We start from the raw sequence: 14,808 nt of genomic DNA, 5'->3' as shown, positions 1-14,808 counted from the left end.
CGCGGTCAGCTTACGACAGTCACGATTTGTGACGATCAACGCGTGAGCAGTCCACCTACAATAAGAATCCGAGCCCTGCGTTAAAGCGTATCTACGTCTCAACTCAGAGGCTTTTATGCGCACCCTACTTTGGTTACAAAATGATCTCCGCCTAGCTGACAATGCAGGCTTTCAGCTGGCCAGTCAGGCAAGCGAATTACTGATTGTCTACTGCTGGCCAAAGCCCAGACCATGGTGCAACCTCACGGGACTGGGCGCGCAACGCACGCGATTTTTGAGCGAAACGCTCGAGCACCTCAGGCACCAGCTTAGCGAACTTGGACAAGACGTATTTGTCAGCGTACAACATCCTGAACAAGTGCTGCCCCTCATGATAGAGGAGCTTGGCATTGAACACCTCATCACCTCGCGTCCGCAGGCCTACAACGAAAGCAACTCGCTCAAAGCACTGCAAGACGCCTTAGACTGTAACGTTAGCGTAACGCGGGGCAACACCCTGTTCGACGAGGACGATCTCACTTTTGATCTGGCCGATCTACCCAAACACTTCACGCCATTCCGCAAAAAAATGGAAGCCCAACCCATTGCAGAGCCACTTGCGACGCCTAAGCAACTGCCACCGAAAATAACCGAAGTGCGATACGGGCCTACTCCATCCAATAACACTCGCCCTCACCCCACGTTTCCGTATCGCGGTGGCGAACAAGAAGCCCTGCGAAGAATCAAACACTGGGTTTTTGACCGACAGGCGATTGCTACCTACAAGCAAACGCGGAATGCTCTTGACGGCCTAGACAACTACTCCGCACTTTCACCTTGGCTTGCGACCGGCGCTGTCTCGCCCCGAACCATCCTGCACCACGTCCAGCGCTTCGAGAACGAAGTTACGGCCAACGAATCGACCTACTGGGTCTTTTTCGAGCTGCTGTGGCGCGAGTTCTTCTATTGGCGCGCGCAAATCGATGGCGTACATCTGTTCTTGCCCTATGGCGTAGCTCGCAAAAAACAGTTGCGCACCTTCGATCCACGCCAGTTCACGCGCTGGTGTCGTGGTGAAACCAATTACCCTTTGGTCAACGCCTTAATGCACCAACTCGTACGCTCAGGTTTTATGAGTAACCGAGGCCGTCAAATTGCAGCCAGCAGTTTGATCCACGACCTAGGTGTTGACTGGCGCTACGGAGCGGCGTTTTTCGAAAAGTATCTCATCGACTTCGATGTGGCCAGTAACTACGGCAATTGGCAGTATATAGCAGGGGTAGGTAGTGACCCGCGCGGGGGCCGGCACTTCAATATCGACAAACAAACCGAGCAATACGACCCCAAGGGGCTTTTTATTACGCAGTGGGATGGCTATCGTACCCCTCAGCCCGAGTTTGTCACCGACGCCGCCGATTGGCCGATAAGCTAACATGGCGCACAAAAAGCTAAACCTTCCAACTAAAATTTGTCCCGTCTGCGAGCGCCCGTTTGCGTGGCGCGCGAAATGGAAGCGCGACTGGGAGTCAGTGATTTACTGTTCCAAACGGTGTAGCGCTGAGGGGCGCCGACAGAAGAGAGTCAGCAACCCCTGAGTTTGATTTATTGCGTTGTTTCTAACTTAGCCGATTCCTGCAGCTGATAGGCGGTATTCGCAACGTCCAGAACGTATTGGCGCACGGCCTCGGCCTCTTGCTCGGTAACAAACTGGCCAAACCCTGGCATCCCACCATATTGAAGCAGCCCTTCCCGAACAATTTTCTGCCAAACCTCGTGGGTTCCAGCTGAAGTACGCTTTAAATCCGGAGTCAAACCTCCTGTACGCAATCCATCGCCGTGACAGACCGAGCAATGACGCTGGAATATCTGCTGGCCCAGTGCTATTTGCTCCTGGGTTCCTGTTACAGGCGGTGGTTCCGGCAGCGGCTGACGAACAACCTCGTTAGCCGGCGCTTCTGCTGTGCCACCCAATTTATAAACCAGTACTCGTGACATATTGGCGTCGGTATCCCAGCCGTGCGATACCGCGCCCGCCTCAGCCGCTAAGCCACCACCAAAGCCCACGGCAATCGCCACATACTGCTGTCCATCCAAGCTGTATGTAATGGGAGGCGCCATTGCCACGGTATGAACCTCGTCAGACCAAAGCAAATCACCATTGGTAGCATTCAATGCCCTGAATTGATCGTGATGCCCCTGAAACACCAAATTGCCAGCCGTGCTGAGCACACCGCCACCGCTCACGCGTCCCAAGTTGCCTTTCCACCGCGCCTCTCCCGCGACGGGGTCCCACGCCAGTAACTGTCCGCTTACTCCACTATCGACAATTTCGTCGATATTCGGCAGTTGAGGCAGCACGTAATTGGTGCGGTCAAAACCCTGATTCCAGTACCCCTGTGCGGGCTTTGTATCGCGCTCATGCGTCGGTTCTTTGAACTGAATGCCTACTTGCAGTGTCGGAATGTACACGAGGCCCGTATCTGGGTTGTACGACATGGGCGGCCAATTATGACCACCAGCATTGCTCGGTAACGTTACGTTTTCCCCATCAAACACTCTGGCCGTTTCGGTTTCCACGGGCTTACCCGTCGCCATATCAACATGCGTGGCCCAGGTCATTGCGGTGTAAGGTTCGGCCGACAAAAGCTCGCCTGTCGCACGGTCGAGCACATAGAAAAAGCCATTTTTAGGCGCCTGCATGATGACTTTTCGCGTTTCACCTTGCCACTCTAGATCCGCCAGGATCATGTGCTGTGTTGCAGTGTAATCCCAGGTATCGCCAGGCGCCGTTTGATAATGCCAAACATACTCGCCGGTATCAGCGTCTACTGCGACAATCGATGCGAGAAATAAGTTGTCGCCACCCCCGGGACTGCGCAATTTTTGGTTCCATGGAGAACCATTACCCACACCCAAGTAGACTAAGTTAAGATTGGGATCAAATACGAAAGAATCCCATGCGGTGCCACCGCCACCCCATTTCCACCATTCGCCATTCCACGTTTGAGCAGCCATTTCCATGGTGTCGTTCTCAAACCCATCGGCGGGGTTTCCTGGCACCGTGTAGAAACGCCACTGTTGCTCGCCGGTGGCAATATCGTAAGCTGTTACATACCCGCGAACGCCCAATTCAGCGCCGCCGTTACCAATAATGACCTTGTCGTTGGCAATACGTGGCGCACCTGAAATGGTGTAGGACTGTTCTCGGTCGGTTGTCTGAACGTCCCATTGCAGCTCGCCAGTTTTGGCGTCTAAAGAAATCAAACGACCGTCGTAAGTACTCGCAATAATTCGCCCTTGAGCATAAGCGGCACCTCGGTTCACGGCATCGCAGCAGCCTTTGGCGAGAAACGATCGAGGCACTTTGGGATCGTGGAACCACAGTAACTCGCCGCTTCTGGCGTCTAAAGCGTACACAATTGACCAAGCGCTGGTGACATATAACACACCGTCCACCATTAGCGGCGTCGCTTCTACCCCGCGATCGGTGAACATATCAAAGTACCAAGCAAGACCAAGCTCAGAGACATTATCCGTGTTGATTTGCGTCAAGTTCGAGTAGCGTTGCTCTCCCCAATCATTGCCATGAGAGGCCCACGCCACATCAAGCTCTTGCGGGGCGCTTGCGTCGTTAGACGTTACCTGTGGATTGCCGCTGTCATTACAACCCACCATCAATACCAGAGTGGCGAGAGCCAACACCGATACATTTTGTCGCATACTTCGAACCAGGTTGATCATTTCACGTCACCTTGTTTGTCAGAGCCGCTCGTTAGCGCTTCATTTTTATCAATAGGTTCATGGTCTTGTTGGCGAAATCCCCATAGGGTGGTGCCAACTTTTTCATCATGGTTGTCGATGCCTGATAAAATACCGGCCGCATTTTCGAGCACGCAACAAAGCCCTCGTATCCATGATAATGCCCCATTCCCGATGGGCCAACACCACCAAAGGGCAAATCGTGCTGCGCAACATGGAACAAGGCGTCGTTCACAGTAACGCCACCAGACATGATATTGCTAATGTACCGATCACACAGCGCTTTATTATCGGTAAATGGGTAAAGCGCCAGCGGCCTATCATGTGCATTAACGTAAGTAATCACATCATCCGACGTTTCGTAGCTTAAGACCATCAACAGCGGCCCAAAGGTTTCACGCTGGCGAATGAGCATGTCCGACGTTGTATCCAAGACCAAATGTAGAGGTATTTTCCGTGAGGTCGGATCGGGCGTTTGGTCACTCAGCGGTACGACGCGAGCACCTTTCTCGCGCGCGTCATCAAGCGTATGAACCAACCGCTGGTACGCTCTATCATCGATTATCGAAGTATAGTCATCCGACAGAATATCTGGGCAATGTGCCCGCGCATACGCATCAGCTTTGGCAACAAAATCATCGATTTGCGACTTGTGCACAAAGACATAATCTACGTTGGTACAAATTTGGCCGGCATTAAACTGTTTCACGAATAAAATTCGGTCCACAGCCTTCTGCATTGAGTAGGCGGGGTCGATGATTGCGGGGGCTTTACCACCCAGCTCCAAAATAACAGGGGTTAAATTTTCAGCCGCTGCGGCCATCACCTTCCGACCAGTCTGACCAGAGCCGGTAAATATCATCAGGTCAAATGGCTGTTTCGAGAATTCAACACCAACCGAACCGGTCTCTTCAAAGAAGGTCAGCTTGTCATCAGCAAAATAGTTCGGCGCGAGTTGTTGTAACAAACGGGTCAAATGAATGGAATTTTCCGACATTTTAACCATGGCTCGATTACCAGCCGCGAACACAGCGGTAAGCTGTGAGAAGGTCAGGTTGATCGGAAAATTCCATGGAATAATCAAGCCAACGACGCCGAGGGGCTGAGGTATCAAACGATTCTTGGCACCGAAGTACATGGTCCAATCTATGGACCGCTTCTGAGGCTTCATCCATCGTTTTAAATGCTTGATCGTATGATTGATCGTGTCTAAACCGGTAACAATCTCGGCAAACTTAGACTCAAAGCTAGAACGGTTGCCATAATCTTTTGAAATCGCGGCAATAATTGCATCTGAATTTTCTGCGACTAAGCGCTTTAACTGCAATAAATCGGCTTTGCGACTCGCGAAAGTTGGCTGTGGCTCCGCCAAAAAAGCCTGTCTTTGCTTGCGTAGCGTCTGCGCCAACGCCTCGGCGGTTTCTGAACGCGAATTAGCTTCGATAGCAGGGTTTACAGAACTATTCATACATTCGCCCTATCAATATAAAAAGACCCCAAGGCAAATCGCCTTGGGGAAAGCAAGACCACTTAGAACCGTAAGGTACCTTGTACCATGTAGGAACGCAGGCGATCCGTCATCGCAAACCCGTTACCGGCGACCAGAGGTTGGTCATTATTATTTGCGCTGGTGTATTCATCGGTCAGGTTTTTGCCAATCAGCGCCACCTCCCATGTGCCGTCTGCATGCCCTAGCGAGACGCGAAGATCGTACTTCGTGTAGGCATCCTGGAATCCATAAATAGGATCCAAGTCAGCGGCCGTAAAGTATTCGTCTGAGTAATTCATATTGAACATAACACGAGACTCAAGGTCGTTGCCCCATGGCTGCACGTACTCCAGATTTAGGTTAAACGCCCGCTCAGGAGAAAAGACATTCACACTACCGGAGGCATTTCGGTAAGCATCGGGAGTACCGGTGAGCTGGCAGCCACCCCTGACAGGATCTGCCGGCGTCGCCCAACAAGGCGCGTTGGGGAATTCTGAATACTCATTATCTAACCAAGTGCCCGCAATATTAACTGTGAGTTGCTCTGTCGCTGCCCAGCGCATATCGACTTCAAGGCCTTTCGATTCGATTTCTGCCGCGTTTTGAACGAAGAATGCCGTGGCGCCATCAAAGATACTCACTTGATAGTCTTCTACCGTCGTCAAGAATGCCGTGGCGTTCAGAGTCATTCCACCATCGAGCAAGGTAGTTTTCACCCCGAGTTCAAAGTTTTGCGCGCTTTCTTCCTCGTATTCAAAGAATGGGTTGTCGTTAGTGCGCAAGAAACGTCCATCAAACCCGCCGCCTTTGGTCCCGTTAGAGACAGTCGCAAACAGCATGGTTTCATCGTTTAAGTCGTGCTCAAGCGTTAGCTGGTAGTTCCAGTCGCGCTCGGTTCGATTACGATTGACGATATCGTGCTCAAACGTGCCCAACAAACCAGCATAAACCGCTTCAGTTAAAAATCCAGCAGTAACGCCGCCCAAATCAACTTGGCCAAAACCTGCCAAGAACGCGTCGTAGTCAGCCGCTGTATCCCCAAAGGCTACCGTGCCAGCCGGCGCACCAAGCAGAGCGCTATAGTCCCACCCACCGGTGAACCGTTTGTTCAAAAAGTGGCTGGCCGTTTTATTTTCTTCAAACCAACGCAAGCCCACCGTAACTCTGGTCACATCGGTAAGACTATAAGTACCAGAACCGAAGATCGCTAGCATGTCTTGGTCTTGGTCTAGACCATAGTCACGCGTCAGGTTAGGTACCAGCAAGGGCGTCGGAACACCGACTTGCTGAAACGCCATCGCCGACCCAAATGACTCACCCGATCGATAAGTTAAATCGGTTTCTTGGTAATACAGGCCAACAATGTAATCGAACTTATCACCGACTGGCGACGTCAAGCGGAACTCTTGGCTGATCTGAGAATAGTCCTCGGTCGCATCAACCTGAATCAAAGGAATCGCCGCAAAATCGCAATCACAAATATCGCGATAATCGTAGGCCGCGTAGGCCGAGATCGAGGTCACGGTATGTTCTCCCACTTGCCAATCAACGGTGACTTGACCAATTTCTAGGCTGTTGTCGCTCAACTCAGGCAGATCAGGGAAGCCTGGTAATCCCGCGAGTACAGGAACTGCTTGTCCTAGAAGCACACCGCCATCGTTAACCACCGCCCGCTTATCGTCCCAGCGCTCTGCTCCAGAACCGCCGGTAGCGATGCCAACCAGAGCCGCGTTTAAACCCGCTGTACCCGCGGCGCCAGCGTTAAAGGGGTTAGATACCGCGAGCTGTGTGGCTTGCTGGCCCTGCTGGAAGTCACTTTGCTCCCATTTAGCCGTAACCGAAATAGTGTCTGAGGCGTCCCAAGATAACTGCGCCCGGAGAGTTTCGTCGTCGCGCATTGGCCCGTCTTGGTTGGTCATGACATTTTTTATGTAGCCATCCATTTCATAACCGCGGTAAGACAAGCGACCTCGGAGCGTATCAGTAATCGGCCCTGATACAACAGCGGTGACTTCTTGTTCGCCATAAGAGCCGTACAGCGCACCGACTAAACCTTCAAACTCGTCCGTTGGCTTTGCTGTAATGACGCTTATCGCGCCACCGATGGTGTTCTTTCCAAACAGAATAGATTGCGGTCCACGCAGAACCTCAACTCGCTCTAGATCCATGTAAGGCGAACGCGATAGTTGGTGGCGCCCCATGTACACGCCGTCATGGAAAATAGAAACTGATTGTTCAATACCCTGGTTCGCACCCGGTGTGCCAATACCGCGGATAAAGACGAAGTTTCCAATGGGGTTCTGTGAGATCTGAACGGCGGGCATATTCGCCGCAAACTCCTCAGCTCGCGCAATACCAAAATCTTTGATCGTATCGCCACCCATCGCAATCATTGAGATTGAAACGTCTTGAAGACTCTCGGCACGAACTTGAGCAGTAACCACAACTTCTTCGAGTTTCTGTGCCTGAACCTGACTGATTCCAGCAATTGCTGCGGCCAAAACCGACGACTTAAAAGCTAACTTTTTGATACTGCGCATAAGATGACTCTCACTATTAGAATTTTTAGGGCCCTTACTATAATCAAGCCCTAGGCTTTTATTTTGACTTATCACGCAATACAATTGACAAATAGCGCAAACATGACAGGGAAGAATATGCATCTCGCTCGAGTAAGCTCAATAAGCCGCTTCGATGAATTTGTGCGAGCGCAAGGTGCAGACCCTTCCTCATTGCTCGCTCAGGCGGGACTATCACTGCGTCAACTTCACTCTCCCAACTCTTACTGTGCCTACACGGCTCTGGCCGATGCCCTTGAAATTGGCGCCAACACCTGCAAGGAACCCTTATTCGGCCTTAAATTAGCGCTTTCACAAACCTCTAAAATTTTTGGCGACTTAACGCTTACCATCGCGCAACAACCAACTTTTGCCGAAGCCATGCAAACCGCCGATCAATTTTTAGGCGTGCAGGCTGGCGGTATCTCTGTGCGCATGACAATGGTGGACGAGCGCGTTTACCTCAGTTTCCACAGTGAGACATGTCAACGATTCGGATATTTGCAGAAGATTCAACTAAGCGTTCAACAATTAGCGACACTTGTAGAAGAGTTACTTGGCCTGGAGAACGCCTCATTTCCAATATGTTTGCGGCAACCGAAACCAAGTCAAATTAGCATCGATGGAGTAAAGCTCTCTCGTCTGCGCTTTAACGCCGAATTTGACGGCATCGACTTGCCGAGAGCGTGGCTATCTCGTGTTCCTATTCGCAACGACAGAGCGCTGAGAATTCATCTCGAAGAGCTATTACAGAAATCTAAGAACATTACCGCTGACGATGTTTATCAGCAAACGATCACGGTCATCGGGGGCTTACTACCATTCGGAGATTGCACTTTAGAAAAAGTAGCCATGGCGCTTGGCATGAGCAAGCGCAATCTGCAGTACAAATTGAACGCTATGGGCACACGTTTCGACCAGACAGTCACTGCTGTGCGTTGCTCGATAGCCAAACAACACCTGAGCGACTCAAGCATGCCAATCACCGAACTGGCGCTTAACTTGGGCTATGCCGAGGTCGCAATTTTTTCTCGGCAGTTCAAAAAATGGACTGGGCTATCGCCGCGCGAATTTCGGCGACAGCACAAGGATAAGATCTTAAAAGAGAAAACAAGCGCCCTGAGGCCGAGTTACGAGGTATAGGTTCTATTGCACCCCCAAGCAAACGAGGGGGTGCTGACAGAGGCTACAAGTTACTCAATAAATCAATATACGCCTGCGTTGAGAAGGGGCGCCCCAAGAACTCTTCAACAAACTCTGCAGCAGGCTTACTGCCTGCAGAGCCCAGTACAACATCACGGTACTGCTTGGCGACATCCGTATTGCGCATACCCTCTTCTTCGAAACGACTGAACAGATCCGTCGCAATAGCCAGTGACCACTGATAGATATAGTAATTAGAAGAATAACCGTTCAGGTGACCAAAGTTATTATAAAAGTACGTTCCCTCTAAATAGGGATACGGTGAATATTTCGCCTGCAGACTTTTCAGGGACTCGAGCAAATTCAATGACTCAGGGTCTTGCGAGTACAAATCTAATGACAGGTTCGCATAGAAGATTTGCTGTGCCGTGTTCATCGCCGTCGCAAAATAACGGGCTCGATTCATTTTTTCGACCAGTTCGGCGGGAATCGGTTCGCCCGCGTCGTTGGTCGCAAAACTCTGTAGGGTCTCTAGATCCCAAATCCACTCTTCTAGCATCTGCGAAGGCGCTTCGACAAAATCACGCTCCATCGACATACCGGTAATGCTAGACCACTCTTGGGTACCCGAGAACATGTTATGCAACAAGTGACCAAACTCGTGCAGGTAAGTCTCGACTTGGTTGTGCTCCATCAAACCTTTGGGGAAGTTGGTGGCAAGCCCTGACAGCGGTATGGTTTTGCCTTTGACACCCGAGCGCAGAGTCCAATGCGCGGCATGCTTGTACTTGTTGTCGCGCGGGTGCATGTCCAGATAGAAACGACCAATCGCCTCTCCGTTCTCACGGACTTCCCACGCGGTAACGTCGTCGTGCCAGGTTTGCGTTTTCCAGGGCACAATATCCACCCCGAACAAGCTCTCCGTTAGATCGAAAATACCCTGCTGTACTTTGTCGAAGCGGAAATATTCGCGGACTTCTTTGGAATCCAAGGCGTACTCTTCTTCCTGAACCAAGTTCGACAAATAGCTACTTTGCCACACTTGAACATCACCGGCTTGAGGATCAATTTTTTGATTGCGCGCTTTCAATATCGCCAAGTCTTTTTCAGCAGCTTTTTTCAAGGCCACACCGACTTCGTCTAAAAACGATTTCGCGTTCTCAGGCGTTGCGATCATCATGCCGTCCATCGCATAGGCCGCATAGCTGTCGTAACCCAATAAGTTGGCCAACTCGTGACGTTTTTCAATTAAACGCTGAAGGTTTGCTTCATTAGTCGGAGAGCCAATACTCAACCTTGCTGTCGATAAAGCTTTGCGCAAGGCATCGTTGTGGCCGTAGCGCATAACGGGGAAATAGTCAGGGTAATCTGTACTGATTTTCACCACACCATTCTCGTCGGGCTGGTGCGTATCAAGATAATCTTGCGGCAGACCGTCTAAAGCCTCGACGGTCGTCTCGACATAGCGGGTGTCATCGCGAATGGTTTTGTCAAACTGGTTACCAATTTCTGTAATTTCCTTGCGCAGAGCCCGCACTTTGTCGCGTGTAGCTTCATCTTTGTCGACGCCGGCTTGGCGAAAATCACGCAGCTGATTGTGAACCATTAGCCGCTCTGAATCGGTTAAACCCACAGTATCGATCGCCGCCACACGGTCATAAAAAGCGCGCGACAGGCCGATACCCGAGGCAAAATCCGAATAAAGCTGAGTGCATTCAGTAGCCGCGTCCCGGACCGACTCATCAGGATGTACTGACTTCATGTACCATGCGTGTTGAATCTGCTCAAGGTTGGTGCCCATGGCTTCGTAAGCACCGTACACTGACTCCAGCGTTGCTGGCGAGATGTCCGCTTCAATCGCCGCAAATTGCTCTTTTGCCGTCGCGACCGTTTGCTCGCACAATGCGCGCAGGTCTTCGGCTGGCATCGCGTAATCCCAACCATCTTTAGCCAAAGAAACTGTTGGTTCTGGCTCGATGGCCGCAGGCACTTCGGGTGTTTTAGCGTCGCCGCACGCACCGAGTGCGAGCACGGCAGTCAGTACCGAAAAATGTAAGGTGGATTTTACCGACACGTAGACTTCCTCCAATGTTATCAACACCACCACTATGCCCAGTCTGGAAAGGCCGGTAAAGCCTGCAGCGACCAAGTGAGAGAATCTGTCGTTTAGCGGTTAATCTACTGGCCCACAAAACCCTCTGGGTTAGCCGATTGCCAGCGCCATGTATCTGCCATCATGGCGTCTAGATCGCGTTTCGCGCTCCATCCCAGAACCCTTCCGGCAAGCTCGGCATCGGCCCAGAACTCGGGCAAATCACCCGCTCTTCGATCGACAATTTGGTAGGGTATAGCAACACCTGTCACGCGCTCAAAAGCCCGCACCATCTCCAGCACTGAAATCGGCGTGCCAGTGCCCAAATTAAAGGCATGACAGCCCTTTTTGTTCAGATAGCCAAGAGCCTGAACGTGACCTTCGGCCAAATCCATGACATGCAAATAATCACGCCGACAGGTGCCATCCGCTGTTGGGTAATCACCACCAAAAATCGACAGCTTCGGTCGGCGACCCACGGCGACTTGCGCAATGAATGGCATCAAATTGTTAGGAATACCCTGTGGATCTTCGCCAAGACGACCGGACTCGTGCGCACCGATGGGGTTAAAATAACGCAAATTAACCGCCGACCACTCAGGGTTCGAAACGCACAAATCTTCCAAAATGCGTTCGATCATGGCCTTGCTGGCACCATAAGGGTTTGAGGTTGTCCCGCGCGGTAAGGACTCCCGATAGGGTGTCGGCGCTTCTATGCCATACACCGTAGCCGATGAGCTAAACACGATGTTACGAACCTCGGCGCGCTCCATCGCAGCAAGTAAGGTCAAGGTGCCACCGACATTCACCGTGTAATACTCGGTCGGCTTTTGTACGCTTTCGCCCACGGCCTTGAGACCCGCAAAGTGAATGACCGAATCTATGACATGACTTGAAAATATGCGATCGAGAATACCCTCGTCCTGCACATCCCCGTGAACGAAGGTCACCGTGCTGTTTGTGAGCTCTTCGACTCGTTCGATCGCTCCTCGATGACCGTTACTAAGGTTGTCAATAACCACCACATCATAACCGGCCTGCAGGCAACACAACACGGTGTGCGAACCAATGTAGCCCGCGCCACCCGTAATCAAAATCGTTTTCGCGTCAGCCACACATCACCTGTCTCAGTTACCACAAATCCTATGGATTGCTTATGATACAAAACTGGGCTTTATGCCACTAGCGCAAAGACTGCAAAAAGTGCATGTGATGCTCGTATTGGTTCACAATATCGGTAATCACTTGATCCTTGGACCAACCCATCACATCGTAATCCTGCCCACCTTCCGACAGATGCACCTCTGCTCGATAGTAAATCTTGTCGGAATTTCCGGTCGCGACCTCACCCGATTCATCAATAGGCACTTGATGAGCGCTGCAGTGCACCTCGTAAACAAAGTTCATTTCACCGCCGTGATCTACCGTAATCGCCGCTCGGCCCTCCTCATCAATCAAGTCAGTCAAGGTATAACGCACTCCGTAGCGTTCGATTTCTCGCCCAAAGTCCTCCAGGGCCGGATAGACAGAATCTCGCTGAAACCGCTGGATACTATTCTCACTCGGGTAGTGCATTAATAGCTGAAGACGCTTCTTCCATTCTCCCTTATCGCTAATAGAAGGCATAGTGACATCCAGTAGAGCCATGTCGCGTTTAGCCTTATCGATATGTAGCGCCTTTGCAAAACCAAAAATTGCCGCCATTAAAGCCACCGAAAACGGCAAGGCGCTGGCAATCGCCGCAGTTTGAAGAGCACCCAGTCCACCCGACAAGAGCAGCGCAATAGTCACTAGAGTAATTATCCCGGTCCAAACCGTACGCTGCAGTCGCGGCGTATCGTCTCGGCCATGCGCAGACAGCATGTTAAGCACCATGGCACCGCTGTCTGCCGACGTCACAAAAAACACGACTACCATAACGATTGCCAAACCCGAAATAATAGACGAGCCGGGTAGGTACTCAAGAAACTTAAACAGCGCGACGGCCTGATTCTCTTGCACCGCCTCGCCAAAGGCCACTTGCCCTTGGTGCAAAAGCAACTCAATTCCGCTATTGCCGAACATTGCCATCCACAACAAGGTAAAACCACAGGGAATGAACATCGCGCCAATAACAAATTCGCGAATGGTACGGCCACGCGAAATTCTGGCGATAAACAAACCAACAAAGGGTGACCAACTTAACCACCACCCCCAGTAGAAGATCGTCCAGCCGCCCAACCAATCGGTTGGGTTATAGGCATACAAATTAAACGTTTTCGTCACTAAATCCGACAAGTAGCCGCCAATGTTTTGCATAAACATCTGCAACAACATGACCGTGGGGCCAGCCAATACGACCCCCACTAACAAAATCACCGCCAAACCCATGTTCAACTCTGACAGGCGTTTTATACCTGCATCAAGCCCCATAACCAAAGATAAGGTCGCTAGAATCATGGTGACAACCACAATAATAATCTGCGCCGTGGTACTGATGGGCAGGCCCGTTAGATAGTTGATACCACTGTTGATCTGCAGAGCACCGAAACCCAGGCTAGTGGCCACACCACAAATGGTTGCAACAATCGCAAAGGTGTCCACTATCGAGCCGATAGGGCCATAGATCTTGTCACCGATCAAAGGGTACAGAGCCGAGCGCAAGGTCAATGGCAGGTTGTGCCGAAAGGCGAAATACGCCAGCACTAAAGCGACAATGGCGTAGATCGCCCAGCCGTGCAGCCCCCAATGGAAGAACGTGAGCCGGATCGCCTCTTTTGCCGCCGCAACCGTTCCCGCATCGCCCGTAGGAGGCGCTAAGAAATGCATTACCGGTTCGGCCACGCCGAAGAACATAAGCCCAATGCCCATACCGGCTGAAAACAGCATCGCAAACCAGGACGATCGAGAGTAATCGGGCACGGAATGATCCGGACCTAACTTGATATCGCCCAGACGTGAAAACCCGAAAAACAGGACCGCTACCAAAATGATGGCGACGACCAGCACATAATACCAACTTGCGTACTGCGTAATCGCAGCTTGAATTTGACCAAAGACCGCACCGGTGGCCTCTGGCATTAAAGTCGCCGCTAACACGAGTGCAAGTACAATTAAAAGGGACGAAAAAAAGACGGGCTTATCAATAATAAAACCGCCGCTGTTCAGCTGGCTGTGCGCTTGCTCTTGCATGAATAACCTTTTGGGTTGTTATTTTAGTCGCTTGGGGTGGCCTGTAGTGTTCCAATCTCAAGCATTGGGGCTGCGTCAATATCGACCGCATTCATCATCACCGCTAGCCGCTGTACCGAGGAGAGAATCTGGTTCTGCTCCCACTGCTCTAATTGACTAAACCGCGCGATAAAATTATCTTGCAAAGGCGCAGGCGCTTTACTTAAGAGCTGCCGACCCTGTTCGGATAATGTCAGCTGATAACTGCGACGGTCTCGTTCGGAGCGAATACGCTGAATCAAACCCCGCGCCTCCAAACGATCAAGAATGACTGTAACGGTGCCTTGGCTTAGGTTGACTTCGGCGGCAACACGCTTCGGCGTCACCTCAGGAAGTCGGTCAATCGTTTGCAAAATCACCAATTGCGGACCTGTCAAACCGGCCTCTCGATTCAACTTTTTTGAGTGCAAATCAATAGCACGAATAATTCGACGTAACGCAATCAGCAGCTCTTGCTCAACTGACATAATCCACCCATAAATACTTTGATGTAAAACTACTTAAGTTGTACCACGCGAGACAAGAAATTTCGACCTAAAAAGCGCTTTACGCAAAATTTAAACCTCAAGATAGACCGA

The 14,808-nt window shown here is 51.2% G+C and carries 10 protein-coding genes; 3 read left to right on the top strand and 7 right to left on the bottom strand.

Annotated elements, in window-relative coordinates; genetic code table 11:
* Positions 1-115 precede the first annotated feature (115 nt).
* On the top strand, positions 116-1,411 hold the full coding sequence (locus EYZ66_RS03615; RefSeq protein WP_009574684.1) for a DASH family cryptochrome: 1,296 nt from the start codon (positions 116-118) through the stop codon (positions 1,409-1,411).
* Between the two features lies 1 nt (position 1,412).
* Positions 1,413-1,574, top strand: a complete 162-nt coding sequence (locus EYZ66_RS14345) for a DUF2256 domain-containing protein (RefSeq protein ID WP_083814321.1) — start codon at positions 1,413-1,415, stop codon at positions 1,572-1,574.
* 7 nt (positions 1,575-1,581) lie between these two features.
* Here EYZ66_RS14345 and EYZ66_RS03605 read toward each other — a convergent pair whose 3' ends face one another.
* The 3 genes from EYZ66_RS03605 to EYZ66_RS03595 all read right to left on the bottom strand — a co-directional run bounded on the left by EYZ66_RS03605 (position 1,582) and on the right by EYZ66_RS03595 (position 7,767).
* Positions 1,582-3,699: a PQQ-dependent dehydrogenase, methanol/ethanol family gene (locus tag EYZ66_RS03605; protein WP_160195600.1), complete on the bottom strand. Its 2,118-nt coding sequence runs from the start codon at positions 3,697-3,699 to the stop codon at positions 1,582-1,584.
* A 52-nt stretch (positions 3,700-3,751) separates the two neighbouring features.
* Positions 3,752-5,206, bottom strand: a complete 1,455-nt coding sequence (locus EYZ66_RS03600; protein ID WP_160195599.1) for a coniferyl aldehyde dehydrogenase — start codon at positions 5,204-5,206, stop codon at positions 3,752-3,754.
* A gap of 62 nt (positions 5,207-5,268) precedes the next feature.
* Positions 5,269-7,767 carry a TonB-dependent receptor gene (locus tag EYZ66_RS03595; RefSeq protein ID WP_160195598.1) on the bottom strand — a complete coding sequence of 833 codons (2,499 nt, stop codon included), beginning with the start codon at positions 7,765-7,767 and terminating at the stop codon, positions 5,269-5,271.
* A 102-nt stretch (positions 7,768-7,869) separates the two neighbouring features.
* Between EYZ66_RS03595 and EYZ66_RS03590 the strand changes: the two genes are divergently transcribed.
* The gene (locus tag EYZ66_RS03590) at positions 7,870-8,928 is read left to right on the top strand and encodes an AraC family transcriptional regulator (RefSeq protein WP_083814405.1); all 1,059 of its coding nucleotides are present in this window, start codon (positions 7,870-7,872) and stop codon (positions 8,926-8,928) included.
* A 43-nt stretch (positions 8,929-8,971) separates the two neighbouring features.
* Here EYZ66_RS03590 and EYZ66_RS03585 read toward each other — a convergent pair whose 3' ends face one another.
* The 4 genes from EYZ66_RS03585 to EYZ66_RS03570 form a co-directional block, all read right to left on the bottom strand.
* Entirely contained in the window at positions 8,972-11,002 is a 2,031-nt protein-coding gene (locus EYZ66_RS03585; protein ID WP_009576570.1) for a M3 family metallopeptidase, read from the bottom strand.
* A 104-nt stretch (positions 11,003-11,106) separates the two neighbouring features.
* Entirely contained in the window at positions 11,107-12,135 is a 1,029-nt protein-coding gene (gene galE, locus EYZ66_RS03580) for a UDP-glucose 4-epimerase GalE (protein WP_009576571.1), read from the bottom strand.
* 67 nt (positions 12,136-12,202) lie between these two features.
* Positions 12,203-14,191 (bottom strand): BCCT family transporter, encoded by a 1,989-nt coding sequence (locus tag EYZ66_RS03575; protein WP_009576572.1) that lies wholly within the window; start codon positions 14,189-14,191, stop codon positions 12,203-12,205.
* Between the two features lie 23 nt (positions 14,192-14,214).
* The gene (locus EYZ66_RS03570; protein ID WP_009576573.1) at positions 14,215-14,697 is read right to left on the bottom strand and encodes a MarR family winged helix-turn-helix transcriptional regulator; all 483 of its coding nucleotides are present in this window, start codon (positions 14,695-14,697) and stop codon (positions 14,215-14,217) included.
* Between the last annotated feature and the right edge of the window lie 111 nt (positions 14,698-14,808).

The organism is Aequoribacter fuscus (assembly GCF_009910365.1).
Classification (GTDB): Bacteria; Pseudomonadota; Gammaproteobacteria; order Pseudomonadales; family Halieaceae; genus Aequoribacter; species Aequoribacter fuscus.
The sequence above is the reverse complement of the archived record's forward strand: the minus strand, read 5'-3'. Positions and strand labels throughout refer to the sequence as shown.

Bases quoted from the DNA above. Each gene is read 5' to 3' on its own strand.
- EYZ66_RS03615 (WP_009574684.1), top strand. From the start codon at position 116: ATGCGCACCCTACTTTGGTTACAAAATGATCTCCGCCTAGCTGACAAT.
- EYZ66_RS14345 (WP_083814321.1), top strand. From the start codon at position 1,413: ATGGCGCACAAAAAGCTAAACCTTCCAACTAAAATTTGTCCCGTCTGC.
- EYZ66_RS03605 (WP_160195600.1), bottom strand. From the start codon at position 3,699: ATGCGACAAAATGTATCGGTGTTGGCTCTCGCCACTCTGGTATTGATG.
- EYZ66_RS03600 (WP_160195599.1), bottom strand. From the start codon at position 5,206: ATGAATAGTTCTGTAAACCCTGCTATCGAAGCTAATTCGCGTTCAGAA.
- EYZ66_RS03595 (WP_160195598.1), bottom strand. From the start codon at position 7,767: ATGCGCAGTATCAAAAAGTTAGCTTTTAAGTCGTCGGTTTTGGCCGCA.
- EYZ66_RS03590 (WP_083814405.1), top strand. From the start codon at position 7,870: ATGACAGGGAAGAATATGCATCTCGCTCGAGTAAGCTCAATAAGCCGC.
- EYZ66_RS03575 (WP_009576572.1), bottom strand. From the start codon at position 14,191: ATGCAAGAGCAAGCGCACAGCCAGCTGAACAGCGGCGGTTTTATTATT.
- EYZ66_RS03570 (WP_009576573.1), bottom strand. From the start codon at position 14,697: ATGTCAGTTGAGCAAGAGCTGCTGATTGCGTTACGTCGAATTATTCGT.